Genomic DNA, 14,076 nt, shown 5'->3' with positions numbered 1-14,076 from the left:
ATATGGACTGGGGTATAATCGGTGGGAGGTTGGTTGTGAAGGAGCCGGTGTACATGAAATGGTTTCCCCATGGAAATGTGGTCAATTTCCAAGCCTCGGTTCGGGAAATGACCCCACCTGAGCTGGAACAGTTGTTGCGGCGGGTGATTGGCCAAAAGGTGCCCGTCTTGACCGGGACGCTGGATTGGGTACGACAGGAACTGTATTTGTACGGACAAGCCCTTGAAGTGAAAACCGAAGCCTTCGAAGGAACCTGGCTGATAAAAAGCCAAGCGGATGACGGTTCAGAGCATGTCCATACATATTCCTTGGATGAGCTAAAATTGAGTCACGAAGCACATTTTGATATCGAGGATGCCGCTGCGGGCTTGATCCGTTATTCGGTATACTATGTGACATTCGGCCCGGAAGAGGGGAAGAGCGGAGAGATCACGCTTTTTTTTGCCGACCAACGTGCCGAAAATCCGCTGGACTGTGTCGTCGAGTTTTGGGAGCAGGCGAAAGACGTAGGCAGAGACACACAATTCACCAGCGCATGCGGTCTGCCGCCCGGGTTTAAAGAATTGCTCAAAGGGGAAAAGAAACCTTCGTAACTAAGGGTCTGGAGGAACGCACTGGTGCGTTAACGGATATAGTGAAAGCTGTTGGCCCTATTTGGCAACAGCTTTTTCTGTAGGGGGTAATCCTCCCTGGTTATGGCACGCTAAAAGAACACACCTTCTCTTTTTTTATATTCCCTGACAGGAGTGAAGAAGCTTGTCTAAGTCACGGCAATCATTGCAGCCTTTTGTGATGGTCCTCTTTGGGGCCAATGGGGATTTGGCAAAGCGGAAGCTGTTCCCTGCGCTGTTCAGCTTGCATAAAAACCGATTGCTTCATGAGAACTTTGCAGTCGTAGGGTTGGGCCGTTCCCCGAAAGATGATGCCCGTTTTCGTGAAGCCGTCCGTGAATCCGTTGAAAAGTATGCCCGCACTTCGGTGGATGAGACGGACTGGGAAGGCTTTCTCCCGCATTTCAGTTACCGCTCGGTGGATATCAACAACCCGGAAGATTTCCGTCCGTTGAAAGAGCATGTGGAATCCCTGGAGAAGAAGCATTCCATTTCAGGGAACCGGCTGTTTTATTTGGCGATTGCACCGGATCTTTTCGGCAATGTCTCCACGCATCTTAAAGCCTCCGGGTTGACGGATACTGCTGGTTGGAAGCGGTTGGTCATCGAAAAGCCCTTCGGTCACGACCATGAATCAGCGCAGCGTTTGAATAATCAAATCCGACAGACTTTCCAAGAGGAAGAAATTTACCGGATCGATCACTATTTGGGGAAAGAGATGGTACAGAACATCGAAGTGATCCGGTTTGCCAACTCATTGTTTGAGCCCTTGTGGAACAATCGTTATATCGACAATGTACAGATTACCGCCAGCGAAACGGTGGGGGTAGAAGAGCGGGCCGGTTATTACGACCACGCCGGTGCTTTGCAGGATATGGTACAAAACCATATGCTCCAAATGGTGATGATGGTGGCGATGGAACCACCGAGCCGCTTGAAACCTGAAGCGATACATGATGAAAAAGTGAAGGTTCTTCGTTCCTTGCGGCGCATTAAGGAAGAAGAAGTGGATCAATATGTGGTTCGCGGTCAATATCATGCCGGTACGGTCGACGGGAAACCGGTGGTTTCCTACCGGCAAGAAGAGGGTGTTTCCTCCGATTCTCAAACGGAGACCTTTGTAGCAGCCAAAATGTACATCGACAATTTTCGGTGGTCAGGTGTGCCGTTCTTTGTGCGGACCGGAAAACGGATGGCACAAAAAGCAACGGAAATCGTAATCCAGTTTAAGGAGATGCCCAAAAATCTCTACTTTAACCGGGAAGGCGATCTGGGTCCCAATCTGCTCGTAATCAGCGTGAATCCGACGGAAGGACTTTCTCTCCGAATCAATGCGAAGAAGCCGGGTTCCGATAATGACGTCGTTCCCATTGCACTCGACTTCTGTAACAACTGCGGGGTCGATTCCCCGGAAGCTTACGAACGCCTGTTGCAGGATGCGATCGAAGGCGACTTGACATTTTTCACCCGCTGGGATGAAGTTTCTCTGGCCTGGAAATATGTCGACCCCATTCGCAATGCTTGGGATCAAACGGAACGTTCCATCCCTCTTTATAAAGCAGGGTCGTGGGGGCCGAAAGAGGCGGATCGTCTGTTGGCCCAAGAAAATAAATCCTGGTGGCCAGTTTCCGGGCTTCGTCCCGAAGGCTTCTCCAATCGCTTGCGATAAACCTGAAGGATGGTGGTAAACCATGTACAAAATTTATGATGTATCCATGCCGATCCGGGAAGGGATGCCTGTTTACAAAAACAAACCGGAAAAACAGCCGAAAATCCAAGTCGTACAGGATTTTGACACCAGCCCGGCACGTGAATCCCGCATTGACCTGGATGTTCACACCGGAACCCATGTCGACTCTCCGCTTCACATGATGCCGGATGGCGGCACCGTGGAAACCCTCTCTTTGGAACAATTGACCGGTCAGTGCCGCGTACTGGATTTGACCGGCGTGGAGGGTGGCATTACCCGCGCGGATCTGGAAACTTATCAGCCGCAAAAAGGGGAATTTCTACTTCTAAAAACCCGGAACTCTTATGAAGATGCCTTTCAATTCGAATTCATTTATCTGGCGGAAGATGGAGCGAAATACTTGGCTGAAATCGGTGTACGGGGTGTGGGCATCGATGCTTTGGGTGTAGAGCGAAGCCAACCCGGGCATCCCACTCACAAAACGTTGTTCCAAGCCAACGTGATTATTGTGGAAGGTCTTCGCCTGGCGGAAGTACCGGAAGGAACTTACTTTATGGTTGCGGCTCCGATCAAGCTGTTGGAGACCGAAGCCGCTCCGGCACGGGTCTTGCTCTTTGATGGACTGTTGCCCGCATAAATGCTACAGAGAGACACGGGAGACGAACCCTGTGTCTTTTTTCATGAAGGCAACCTAACGCCTTTTAAGCAGTCAGATATAATATCCTGAATACATTCTTAAGCTACTTTGTCAGCAGCTTCTCACTGCCTAATTCGGCAGTGTTTTTTTTATGGGCTTATGCCTTTTTAAAGGGATGGTGGGTGTATAACGGGTGCATTGTCCCAGGCATTTCATACATGTATGGTATGGATTTGTGTTTTTACCGGCAACAAGGAGGATGGTTGAGATGAAGGATCACACCCCGTCCAAAAAAGATTTTGCGAATATGATCAATCAGTTGGTCGGAGAAAAGGTGATGACAGAACGCAAGTTGGATCTGTTGCTGGAACAGGCCAAGAAGAGTTACGAGCAACAGGGAGTCAATGGGTTGTTCGATTATATGCGGGAAGTCACCCAAGCACCAGTGGACAACCAGCAGATGAAACTGCTGATGGATACGATGATTCAGTCCGGTGAGCCGAGTAGGGCTTTTGACCGGTTGTCACAGCAACAATGGTTATCACCGAAGATGATAAAGGAGCTTGAAAAGGGATTATCTCCCCAATCGCACACGGGTCGAAGAAATCGGAAGAAGAAGTAGTCAAACAAAAAAGGGCTGTTTTTTCCTGACAAACAGCCCTTTTTTCATCGCTACATCCGCTTCTTGTTCCGTTTTTTCATAACCGTTTCCACAATGTCATTGAAGCTGGGAGAATTGATGAGGTCAAAGAGACTGTCACCATCTTTGGAAACAGGAAGCTTCAAGGGGGAGTTTTGGCTGTTGTCTTGATCCTTGCCCGATCCGGGGGATGGGTTGCTGTTACCGCCGCTGCCCTGTTGTTTTCCCAGCTGCATCTTAGCCAGAGCGGACACAATGTCTTGTAATGCTTGCCGGTCTTTTGCCGCATAGGAAATATTGTTCATCGCCTTTAGCCATTGCTCGATTTTGGAAGTGGCGGAGCTGACATGATTCGAAAGCTGCCGAAGTTGATCGATGTGACCGGATAGCTGGGCGGAATCCGGTTTTGAAGAATCGGCGGAAGCGGGTTTGGAATGTGGCTTCCGTCGACGGTTCGGCGAAGAAATATAGAGCTTGGGAGGCTTGGGTTTCATTAAGATCTCTCCCTCCTTCCATTGCCATCCGACCTAATATATTCATCTTTTCGCCCAAATGTGAGATAGGGAGTGAATTGGTTATGATGCATCCGCGTTGGTTTCCAGAAGAATTTCCTTCTTTTGGGCGGAAATCGCGGTTTCGCAAAATCTTTCACTTGAGGGATTATCGATCCCCGCATGAATGTATTCGCGAAATGCAGCGGGTCGGTGGGCGGCCACTGCGTGTATTGCCGCATCTGGGGATGGTGATTGGTGAATTTTACCAGGAATACGGAGCACAAAGTTTTCACGGGCACCCAGATATTGCTTTTTGGGAACCGGATATCAAAGTTACCATTACAGACCCCTTTTTGGGAGCGATTGCTGATCGGACGGCTTCCCTTCCGTGGGGGATTCAAAGAGTGGAAGCCCCGAAAGCCTGGAACTATACGCAGGGACGGGGCATTAAAGTAGCCGTGATCGATACGGGCATTGCGAACGACCATCCTGCCTTGAAGGGAAATTATAAGGGTGGAGTCAATATTTTGTCGCAGATGTTTACTCCTTATGATTACAATGGGCACGGAACCCATGTGGCAGGCACCATCGCGGGAAGAGCCAACGATATGGGGCTTGTGGGGGTTGCTCCCCGTGTACATTTGTATGCGGTAAAGGCCTTTAACCGTAAAGGCAGCGCGAACTTATCTGACTTGTTGAGTGCGATCAACTGGTGTATCGAAAACAAAATGGATGTCATCAATATGAGCTTTGGAATGGCGAAAGTGAGTGACACCTTGCGTCAAGCGATTGTTACCGCATACCGGAAAGGGATCGTCATGATAGCTGCGGCAGGAAATCAGGGTACGAACAATGTCGAATTTCCTGCCCGGTTTAAGGAGACAATCGGCGTGACATCGATATCGAAGGATGGAAAATTATCATCTTTCAGCAATGTAGGGCCGGGTGTTGACATCGCCGCACCTGGTGATAAAATCACTTCATCCTGGTTGAACGGAACCACCCGGGAAATGAGCGGTACCTCCATGGCCGTTCCTCATGTAGTCGGCACTGTAGCTTTATTGCTTTATTTGCGCCCCGACTTGACACCGGTCCATGTGCGCCAGATTTTGACGTATTCATCCGTTGGCGTGGCAGGGGAAACGAAGGTTCGCTCTATTCATGCTTATCGATCGGTTCAGACATTGGCTCGGCTGATGGGGCGGCTTATTCCTTGAGGTTGGCCAAATTTGCCTGCACATGGCCGGAGCCTTGAGTGTTTGGAGGGAGTCCGAGATCTTCCGCTGTGGAGATCAAAGCCTGCTTCACTTGATCCGGTGTCCAGTTCGGGTTTTTGGTCAGAAGCAAAGCGACGATTCCCGCCACGATAGGGGTAGCCATGGATGTACCGGAAAGAACGGTATAGTATTGGTTGACACGGGAATGGGGGGACATTTTGTCGATATACGAATGGATTACACGGAGGGAAGTAATATTGGTCCCCGGTGCGAGAAGATCCGGTTTGACGACACCATCGGCGGTGGGGCCGCGGCTGGAAAAGGGCGCGATTTCATCGTCGTTTCTATCTACGCTGTTTTTGTTATCACTGGCACCTACTGTGATGATTTGGGGATGAATTCCTGGACTGGAGATGGTGTTGGATTCGGGACCTTCATTGCCTGCCGCGGCAACGACAGTGATACCCGCTTTCCAGGCTTGTTCCACGATTTGGGCTACGGGATCATCTTTATAGGAGGTGCCGGTTCGGCTTCCCAAAGAGAGGTTAATCACCCGAATGCCGTATTTGTCTTTATTGTCAATGCACCATTGCACACCGGCGATCACATCGGACAAGTTACCGGAACCAGATTTGTTCAATACCTTGATCCCCACCAGCTTGGCATTGGGAGCCGTACCTTTGTATTTTCCCTTGGAGGAAAATCCGTTTCCCGCGCAAGCTCCTGCGACATGGGTGCCATGGCCGTTGTCGTCATAGGGATGGCTTTTTCCTTTGACGAAGTCTTTAAAAGCGATAATCCGGTTTTGGGGACGAGTCAGGTCGGGGTGAGGGTGGATGCCTGTATCAATGATGGCGATAGCAGCATTTTCACCGAAATTGGGCACATCGGATCCTTTCCACACCTTAGGAGCTCCTGTTGCCGGGACGGCCGTATCCAAAAGGGCATACACCTTACGGTCCAGGTATACTTTCTTCACTTCCGGCATGCCCATAAGCTCTTGTAATTGGGACAGGGACACGTTTAATCGATAGGTATGAATGCTGCTGTAATAGGTGCTGCCCACTCCCATCCGTGTGAGCTGAAGTCTTCCTGCGGCCTCGGGATCCAACTGAACCAACACTCGTGCGCGGGACAAACGATGCAGAGCTTGAATCACTGTTCCATGCAATACGCAGGGAACCCAGCGTAAAAAGCGGAGACGATGGATCAAGGAGGAACGAAGCAGACTGTCCATGCGGCGGCCGTTATCACGAATCCACTGGATATGGGATTGGTACATGTGAACCTTCCTTTCATTTCTATCTATCTGTAATAGTTGTAAAATATGATTGATAGAACCAAGGTGTCACCGCGCATGCCCATGCCGACTCAATTTCCATGTTTGTCTGAATCGTGAGCTTTCTGCAAAGCCTGCTTCTTTCTATCCCATTTGTGTTAAACTGAAATGCAAATCGGTAAAATTAAGAGAGGTTGCAAGATCCATGATGTTGAAGTCCAACCGTTCTCCTCATGTACATAAAGAGATGATTTTCAACCGATTTCATGGCTTGTGGCTGATTGTTTTTCTCTTGTTTGTGGGGTTGATTCTCCGCCTCAGCTGGGTTCAGCTGGGAGGCGGTGACAAGTATCATCAACTGGCCGCCGAAAACAACTTTAAACAAATTCCCGTCGTAGCTCCGCGGGGGAATATTTACGACCGGGACGGCAACAAGCTGGTGGGCAATCAATCCCTGTTTACGGCGATTTATCTGGAAACAGACACGTCTGAACAGGATAAGCTTCAGACAGCCAAACGGTTGTCCAAAACATTGGACTTGCCGGTGGGCGAAGTGTTGGAGCGCATGGATGTAGGGCTGGATGCCAAAGGGAAGACCGTTCCCCGAAAACAGCCTCCATACTATCCCAAAAAAATCAAGGATCGCCTGACGGAAAAAGAAGTGATCGCCATCTCGGAAAGTCCGGACCGATTCAAGGGAGTCAACATTATTCTGGAGCCTTTGCGGGAGTACCGGAAAGATACTTTTGCCGTGCAGACACTGGGTTATGTCCGGCCTTTTTCCGGGGCCAAAGCGTCTTTAAAACGATATATCGATGCCGGCAAAAAGCCGAATCAGGGTGGATACGTCGATTGGGAACAAGTCGGGATGGACGGCCTGGAATACAGCTTTCAAGATGTGCTGCGGGGTAAGCACGGCTATCGCTTGGTGCGGGTCAACTCCCAAGGAAAGCTGGTAGATGTATTGAAGGAAGTGCAGCCGAAGGCCGGCAACAACCTCTATACTACACTGGATGAAAAGATGCAGTTGGAGACGGAGAAGTTTGCCGAAAAGCATCTGCGTTATCTGCGGACGAAGGCACCGGGCAAACACCGGGCCCCTTACGCGCGCAATGCTTATGCCGTGGCGATGGAAGTGAAAACAGGAAAGGTCCGGACCATGATGAGCTACCCGGATTACGATCCGAACATTTGGAACCGGCGGGTTTCCCCCGAGGATTTTAAAGGTCTGACCTATGTGATTCGCAACGGCACCATTATGGAAGCGCCCTATGATGCACGGGGTTATGCCAATCCGGAAAAGGAATTTGGCAGACACCCGTTGTCCATTTTGCCGCTGGGGTCCACCTTTAAGCCGATGATGACATTGATGGCCTTGCAAAAGCAGCTGATTACTCCATATACGACTTTCAAAGATCCGGGGGCTTTTCGCTATGCCAAAGCAACCCCGCCGATACGAAACTCCAGCAATCACAACTATGGCTTGCTCAATGCAGCCAAGGCTCTGCAAAAGTCGGCCAATACGTTCTTTGCCTGGACCGGCAGCCGTTGGTATCAACGGGAAGGCAAAAAAGCTGTTGACGAGTTTCAAAAGTACACCCACCAATTCGGCCTGGGAGTAAAAACAGGCATTCCGCTCAAAGGAGAGCAGGATGGAACCGAGGATTATCGACATATCGCAGACAACGGTTCCAGTCTGGGAGCGATGGTACTCGCCTCCTTCGGCCAGGCCCAGCGATACACGGCGATGCAATTGGCCCAATATACCGCCACACTGGCCAATGACGGTGTTCGGATGCGCCCGCTCTTGATGGAAAAAATTACAGATGAAAAGGGCAAAACTGTTAAAAAAGCCAAGCCAGAAGTGTTAAGCCGTGCGGAAATCGACCCGCGTCACTTTGATACGGTGAAGGAAGGGATGCTCAAAGTGACGCAGCCTGGCGGTACAGCTTCCAATCTGTTTAAAAATCTGCCGTTTAAAGTAGCGGCGAAAACGGGAACGTCAGAACAGGATGTGCCGGGCCGCGGCCGGGTGAATAATTCCGTGTTTATCGCCTTTGCTCCGGCAGATGATCCGCAAATTGCTGTGGCTGTCATTGTACCTGAAGGAGGATACGGTTCGATCGCAGGCGGCCCCATCGCGGAGAAAATGATCGAAACGTATTATGAGCAGTTTATGAAGAACAAGCAGAAGTAAAGCGAGGCGTTGGTCTGATGCGTGTTTCGCGGTTGGTCAAGCGGCTCAGCCTGTATTTTTTCAACGGACTGTTGGTCATTTTGCCATTGGCGGGTACAATATATTTGCTTCATTATTTTTACCAGCTCATCAACAGTTTGGGGGTGAGCTGGTTTTCCAAAGGTGGCACTGCATCGAAGTGGTTCGATGTAGTGATACACTTGCCTGGTGCAGGTATTTTCTTGATTTTGGTAACTGTCACCTTGATAGGCTTCCTAGCCCGTTGGCTGTTTGTTCAGAAGCTACTGGCACTCCTGGAAAAGGGGATTCAGCGGCTGCCATTGGTCAAAGGTGTATATGGAACCCTAAAAGATACGATAAACGCCTTTATCGGCGATCAGAAATCTTTTGACACCGTGGTGTTTGTCACAGTGGCCGGTTCCAAGCGAATGGGGTTTTTGACGGTGAAAGAACCCCGGTTTACAACTCGGGACGGCAAAGAGTATATCGGCGTGTATTTTCCCCAGAGTATGCAATTTGCAGGGGATTTGCACTGGTTTGAAGCCAGCGAGGTGGAAGTGTTGGATCTCAGTGTGGATGAAGCGTTGCGAATGATCCTCTCTGCCGGTGTAGCGGGTAAAAATACAGACGGAAAGAAGCCCCACCCCCTATAGGGCGGGGCAAGGCTTCTTTCAAGAAGTTACTGTTGGTTTTGCTGCTTTTTGTTTTGAGATTGCTGGTTCTTTTGACGAATTTGTTGAGCATTCGTCTCAGAAGCAAACTCGGTTTGGTATTGCTGACCTCGTTGCTGACCTTGTTGTGCTTGAGCAGATCGTTGGTTTTGTTGACGAACTTGTTGAGCACTCGTCTCAGAAGCAAACTCGGTCTGGTATTGCTGACCTTGTTGTGCTTGAGCAGTCCGTTGGTTTTGTTGACGGACTTGCTGGGCGTTGGTTTTGGCAGCCCCTTTCGGTTGGTAAGCCATTTGTATCACCTCCCGTTAAGCATATTGTGTCCGGGACAAACCTGAATCACTCACTGGATTTTTAAGTATTTATTGCCTTAGGAGGCAGTTATGAGAGAGCGAATAATTACTGCTTTGATGCAAGCCATGCCAAAAAAAACGGTATCCCGATTAATGGGTCGAATCGCGCGCAGTCCTTGGAGTCGCCGTTTGATTCCCTATTACATCCGCCGTTTCGATGTCGACGTGTCACAAGTGGAAAAGCCGGTATCCCAATATGCGACACTGCTCGATTTTTTTGTTCGGGGGTTGAAAGAGGGTGCCCGACCGGTGGATCCGGATCCCCGCTGTGTGGTTAGTCCTGTGGATGGAACCGTTTCACAGTTGGGGTCGATCGCGGATGACACGATGTTGCAAGCCAAAGGGGTTACCTATTCTTTGGAAGCGTTATTAGGGGCCGATGCGGAACAAGCCCGCAAATTTTGCGGCGGCCAGTTTGTTACCATATACTTAAGTCCTCGGGACTATCACCGTATTCACACCCCCGTTCAAGGCAGAGTGAAGCGGTTGACCTATATACCGGGGACCCTGTTTCCGGTGAATGCCATGGGCGTTCGTTGCATCAAGGGGCTTTTTGCCCGTAATGAACGCTTGATTACCTATATGGATACACCGGCTGGATATATAGCCCTGGTCAAAGTAGGTGCTACCAACGTGGGAAGCATCAAAGTCCAATACGACCCCTTTATAAGCACCAACCGACCGGGGAAAAGACAGAAGGAAAACAAGGAGTATCCATCGATGCAGCCGATGGACAAAGGGGAGGAGATTGGACGTTTTGAATTTGGCTCCACCGTCATTTTGTTATTTGAAAAGGGGAAAATCGATTGGACGGACGGACTGGCTCCCGGCCGGTTTCTGCATATGGGCCAACCCTTAGCTTACATTCGTCATTCATCGAAGAACGATGTCCGTCTGAAGTCAGACAAAGGGGAATGATCCATTGTTTAATCATACACAATTGCCGTTGAGACGGTTTATTTCCTATTTTCCGGTGGTAACGGCTTTGCTGGCCGTTCAGTTGTTGGCTTTTGTCTTATTGACCCTGATGGGGGGATCGACCAACCCGCAAGCACTGCTTCGTTTTGGTGCTCTGGAAAGCACTCTGTTGCAAGCGGGAGAGTGGTGGCGGCTGATCCTACCTCTGTTTTTACATGTAGGTTTGATGCATTTATTGGTGAACGGTTTTATGTTGTATTTGTTGGGTCCGCAGTTAGAGTGGCTGTATGGTCGGCGCAACTTTTTGCTCCTTTTTTTCATGACCGGGATTATGGGCAATCTGGTGTTGAGTTGGTTAAGTGACACCTTCTTTACAGCCGGGGCCGACGCGTCTATTTACGGGCTTTTCGGGGTGTATCTGTATCTGTTTTTGTTTCGAAAAGGGGCGATTGATCCGGAAACAGGGACCGGGATTTTTATCTTTGTCGGATTGAATATCCTGTTTAATCTGGTCTTCAGTCAGTCCAATTTTATTGCGGATCTGGGCGGTCTGGCATCCGGAATGATGATGGCCGGACCTTTGCTCCGTATGCGCAAACCAAAACAGCGCTAAGGTACGCGCAGGATTTTCCGGGCGGTTCCATCGGTAATCTAGTGCTACTTTGGTTAAGCTAATTCATGGTGATGCAGATGCAGATCCTTGGGAAAACCCATCAGCTGGACCGAAGTGCATGGCTGCTGTTGATTATCAGCGGCTTATTTGCGACGGCGACCGCTTTGTCGAATACCTTCGTCAATGTGTATCTCTGGAAAATCAAACACGATTTCGCCTTGATCGGTTGGTTTAACTGGATTAATTATCTGGCGATGGCTGTTACTTTTGTATTTGCAGGGCGAATGGCCAAACAAGTGGATCGCGTGATCGCGATCCGTCTAGGAGTGGCTTTACAAGCCCTCTTTTATTTATCTGTGCTCATGTTGGGGACCCATGCCGCCGATTATGTCTTTTTTTTGGGCAGCTTTTTGGGAATCGGTTCCGGTTTCTTTTGGTTGGCCTACAATGTGCTTTATTTTGAGATCACAGAACGGCATAACCGGGATATATTTAATGGAATCAATGGGCTGCTCACTTCGGTAGCCGGCATCGCAACGCCGTTGCTTTCCGGATGGGTGATCACCCGGGTGGACCATTTTACCGGATACCGAATCATTTTCGGCATTTCCTTGGCCGTTTTTTTGCTGGCCGTCGTCGTCACGTTTCTGTTACGACCCCGGAGTGCGGCGGGAGTATACCGATTAAAAGAGATCCTGTCCTTGGTTAGAAATCGGGATAATTACTGGTATTGGGTTAATTTGGCCATGATTGCCCAAGGAGCCAGAGAAGGGTTGTTCGTATTTCTGATCAGCTTGTTGGTATATGTTGCGACGGGAAACGAATTGGCATTGGGCAGCTATTTGACGGCTGCCTCAGCAGTGGGATTGTTCTCTTATTTTCTCGTCGGCCGCTTTATGCGGCTTTCCTGGCGGGATGAGAGTATTCTGGTCGGATCCTTAATGATGGGAATCGTCGTGGTGCCGTTGATTTGGGACATAAACACATGGACCCTGGTCATACTGGGATTGGGAGCAGCGCTGTTTTATCCAGTGTATATGGTTCCGCTCACTTCCGCTGTCTTTGATGTGATCGGTCAAAGCAATGAAACGGCTCAATTGCGGGTGGAGTATGTAGTCGCCAGGGAACTGGCTCTGAACTTGGGGCGCATTCTTAGTATCAGTGCATTTTTGTGGTGGATTCAACGAAGCCCCGACATGACGCAACTGAAGTGGCTGGTGTTGGCAGTGGGATTTATCCAGGTATTGACCTGGGTGTTTATCCGGCGGGTTCCACTGCTGAATAAATAATCTCTCTATTGCAGCTCTGGGGCAAAAGGGCGATTGCCATGTTGACTAAAACATGATGCCTCCTAAGTGAGGTATTTTTGCTATTGGGGTAAACGAGCGATCGCTACATAAAGAATGAGAATCTTTTCATGCGAGTGATGCTTATGAAAACGATCCTGATTGTCGATGACGAAAAAAAGATTTGTGAAGTACTCTCCTCGTACCTTTCCCATGCGGGATATCGCACTCTGGAAGCAGGAACAGGAAAAGAAGCGCTTGATATCTATCGCAAAGAAGCGGTGAATTTCATCATTTTGGACCTGATGCTTCCGGACTATTCTGGAGAAGAGGTTTGCAGAGAAATTCGTCGACAATCCGCTGTACCCATCCTGATGTTGACGGCGAAGGTGGAAGAACGCCATCGACTACAGGGACTTTCCATCGGAGCGGACGATTACGTCATCAAACCCTTCAGCCCCCGTGAAATTGTCGCCCGCGTTCAAGCCATCCTGCGCCGTTCCGCCAATGATTTACTTACCCTGCAGACACTGCCGCTAAGTTGGATGCTTATTATGCCAAGACGAGCGGTGACCTTCCGCAGAGCGTGATCGTCGGCTCCATGGACGCACCGGAGTACACCCTACCCGCGGCCAACTGGATCGCCTATATGCCAGAACCGCTTCTGTATGTCGGCAAAGACAACGTCCCCAAAGAAACCGTCGATGCGGTGAAAAAACGGAAAAACAAGGCCCATATCTACATCCTCGGTCCGGAATCCACCGTCACCGCTTCTATGGAAAAAGAATTGAATCGATATGGCAAGGTAAAACGCATCAGTGGCAAAACCCCGGAAGAGAACGCCATCGCCTTTGCCAAATACAAGGATAACTCCACGAAATTCGGCTGGGGGATCACCGAGCCGGGTCACGGCCTGACCTTTAACCGTACGGACAACGTGGAAGCGGCGATCGCGAGCGCACCCTTCTCCCACATGGGAAAACACACCCCGAACTTCTGTTGGACAAGGGAACGCTGTCCGAACCTATGCACAAGTACCTAATGAGTTTGCAGCCCACATTTAAGGACGACCCCACCGTCGGACCATACAACCATGCGTTCGTCATCGGTTCTGAAAAAACACTCTCCTTTACCACACAAGGAATGATTGATCAGATGCTGGAGATCACTCGTGAAAACGGCGACGGTCACGGCGGACATTGATGTCTGGAAAGCACATTCTATAAAGCAAGAAGTGAACTTGAAAGACCATGGGATGAACAGACGCCCCCGCCGAGATCGGCGGGGGCACTGTCTTAGAGTAGTGATAGTGGAAGAATCTCCTCTGAACTTCCGCTTAGGGATGTCGGGTAGGGCAGGCCCCTTACGGGGCCGTTCCCCCCTAAGAACGGATCGTGCGAGTTTCCCCGCAATCCGCTCAAGCCTCTCAAACGCCCTGTGAGGGACGCGGCTTTTCAACGGTTAAATTTT

Annotated in this window: 14 protein-coding genes and 1 pseudogene; 12 read left to right on the top strand and 3 right to left on the bottom strand. The window is 49.9% G+C overall.

Annotation, left to right across the window (positions count from 1 at the left end):
* Nucleotides 1-35: 35 nt before the first annotated feature.
* The 4 genes from IEW70_RS10400 (at nucleotide 36) to IEW70_RS10385 (ending at nucleotide 3,560) form a co-directional block, all read left to right on the top strand.
* Entirely contained in the window at nucleotides 36-593 is a 558-nt protein-coding gene (locus IEW70_RS10400) for a hypothetical protein (RefSeq protein ID WP_188647871.1), read from the top strand.
* Between the two features lie 199 nt (nucleotides 594-792).
* Nucleotides 793-2,280, top strand: a complete 1,488-nt coding sequence (zwf, locus tag IEW70_RS10395) for a glucose-6-phosphate dehydrogenase (RefSeq protein WP_188648051.1) — start codon at nucleotides 793-795, stop codon at nucleotides 2,278-2,280.
* 22 nt (nucleotides 2,281-2,302) lie between these two features.
* The gene (locus IEW70_RS10390; RefSeq protein ID WP_188647870.1) at nucleotides 2,303-2,938 is read left to right on the top strand and encodes a cyclase family protein; all 636 of its coding nucleotides are present in this window, start codon (nucleotides 2,303-2,305) and stop codon (nucleotides 2,936-2,938) included.
* Nucleotides 2,939-3,206: 268 nt separating this feature from the next.
* Complete coding sequence (locus IEW70_RS10385) at nucleotides 3,207-3,560, top strand: hypothetical protein (protein WP_188647869.1); 354 nt, start codon at nucleotides 3,207-3,209, stop codon at nucleotides 3,558-3,560.
* 50 nt (nucleotides 3,561-3,610) lie between these two features.
* Here IEW70_RS10385 and IEW70_RS10380 read toward each other — a convergent pair whose 3' ends face one another.
* Nucleotides 3,611-4,072 carry a hypothetical protein gene (locus IEW70_RS10380; RefSeq protein ID WP_188647868.1) on the bottom strand — a complete coding sequence of 154 codons (462 nt, stop codon included), beginning with the start codon at nucleotides 4,070-4,072 and terminating at the stop codon, nucleotides 3,611-3,613.
* Between the two features lie 83 nt (nucleotides 4,073-4,155).
* Between IEW70_RS10380 and IEW70_RS10375 the strand changes: the two genes are divergently transcribed.
* Nucleotides 4,156-5,289 (top strand): S8 family peptidase, encoded by a 1,134-nt coding sequence (locus IEW70_RS10375; RefSeq protein WP_188647867.1) that lies wholly within the window; start codon nucleotides 4,156-4,158, stop codon nucleotides 5,287-5,289.
* Here IEW70_RS10375 and IEW70_RS10370 read toward each other — a convergent pair.
* Nucleotides 5,279-6,571 carry a S8 family peptidase gene (locus IEW70_RS10370; RefSeq protein WP_188647866.1) on the bottom strand — a complete coding sequence of 431 codons (1,293 nt, stop codon included), beginning with the start codon at nucleotides 6,569-6,571 and terminating at the stop codon, nucleotides 5,279-5,281. The genes IEW70_RS10375 and IEW70_RS10370 overlap by 11 nt on opposite strands.
* A 202-nt stretch (nucleotides 6,572-6,773) precedes the next feature.
* Between IEW70_RS10370 and IEW70_RS10365 the strand changes: the two genes are divergently transcribed.
* Together IEW70_RS10365 and IEW70_RS10360 are read left to right on the top strand one after the other, a co-directional pair.
* Complete coding sequence (locus tag IEW70_RS10365) at nucleotides 6,774-8,765, top strand: peptidoglycan D,D-transpeptidase FtsI family protein (protein WP_188647865.1); 1,992 nt, start codon at nucleotides 6,774-6,776, stop codon at nucleotides 8,763-8,765.
* 17 nt (nucleotides 8,766-8,782) lie between these two features.
* Nucleotides 8,783-9,418, top strand: coding sequence for a DUF502 domain-containing protein (locus IEW70_RS10360; protein ID WP_188647864.1), 636 nt, complete (start codon nucleotides 8,783-8,785; stop codon nucleotides 9,416-9,418).
* 26 nt (nucleotides 9,419-9,444) lie between these two features.
* Here the strand turns inward: IEW70_RS10360 and IEW70_RS10355 are convergent, their stop codons facing one another.
* Nucleotides 9,445-9,729, bottom strand: coding sequence for a gamma-type small acid-soluble spore protein (locus tag IEW70_RS10355; protein WP_188647863.1), 285 nt, complete (start codon nucleotides 9,727-9,729; stop codon nucleotides 9,445-9,447).
* Between the two features lie 90 nt (nucleotides 9,730-9,819).
* Here IEW70_RS10355 and asd point away from each other — a divergent pair, with 90 nt between their 5' ends.
* The 5 genes and pseudogenes from asd (at nucleotide 9,820) to IEW70_RS10330 (ending at nucleotide 13,648) form a co-directional block, all read left to right on the top strand.
* On the top strand, nucleotides 9,820-10,707 hold the full coding sequence (asd, locus tag IEW70_RS10350) for an archaetidylserine decarboxylase (protein WP_188647862.1): 888 nt from the start codon (nucleotides 9,820-9,822) through the stop codon (nucleotides 10,705-10,707).
* A gap of 4 nt (nucleotides 10,708-10,711) precedes the next feature.
* Nucleotides 10,712-11,320, top strand: coding sequence for a rhomboid family intramembrane serine protease (locus IEW70_RS10345; protein ID WP_188647861.1), 609 nt, complete (start codon nucleotides 10,712-10,714; stop codon nucleotides 11,318-11,320).
* 77 nt (nucleotides 11,321-11,397) lie between these two features.
* The gene (locus IEW70_RS10340; protein WP_188647860.1) at nucleotides 11,398-12,609 is read left to right on the top strand and encodes an MFS transporter; all 1,212 of its coding nucleotides are present in this window, start codon (nucleotides 11,398-11,400) and stop codon (nucleotides 12,607-12,609) included.
* A 143-nt stretch (nucleotides 12,610-12,752) separates the two neighbouring features.
* Nucleotides 12,753-13,128, top strand: a pseudogene (locus tag IEW70_RS10335) (response regulator transcription factor); the annotation flags it as partial.
* Between the two features lie 19 nt (nucleotides 13,129-13,147).
* Nucleotides 13,148-13,648, top strand: coding sequence for a cell wall-binding repeat-containing protein (locus IEW70_RS10330; RefSeq protein ID WP_229751932.1), 501 nt, complete (start codon nucleotides 13,148-13,150; stop codon nucleotides 13,646-13,648).
* Nucleotides 13,649-14,076 lie beyond the last annotated feature (428 nt).

This window comes from Marinithermofilum abyssi (assembly GCF_014641195.1).
Classification (GTDB): Bacteria; Bacillota; Bacilli; order Thermoactinomycetales; family DSM-45169; genus Marinithermofilum; species Marinithermofilum abyssi.
Note: the sequence above shows the minus strand (reverse complement) of the source record. Positions and strands in the feature narration are given on the sequence as shown.